The organism is Janthinobacterium rivuli (genome assembly GCF_009208735.1).
Taxonomy (GTDB): domain Bacteria; phylum Pseudomonadota; class Gammaproteobacteria; order Burkholderiales; family Burkholderiaceae_D; genus Janthinobacterium.
The window spans coordinates 1-236 of the sequence record NZ_WFLJ01000111.1 but is presented as its reverse complement, the minus strand read 5'-3'; the positions used below and the strand labels follow the sequence as shown (position 1 = coordinate 236).

Here is a 236-nt window from a genome sequence, read left to right as displayed (position 1 = left end):
TGATGGGAAGCAGGTTAATATTCCTGCACCGTCGTATGATGCGATGGGGGGACGGATCGCGGAAGGTTGTCCAACTGTTGGAATAGTTGGTTTTTGGCTCATAGAAGGTACTTAGGCAAATCCGGGTGCGCAATTCAAGGGGTTGAGACGAGTGAACTTGTTCACGAAGCAATCGGAAGTGGTTCCAAGAAAAGCCTCTAAGCTTCAGTCATACGAGACCGTACCGCAAACCGACA

General features: G+C 49.6%; 1 rRNA gene. It reads left to right on the top strand.

The features are described from left to right. A 23S ribosomal RNA gene (locus GCN78_RS29165) occupies window positions 1-236 on the top strand; the annotation flags it as partial.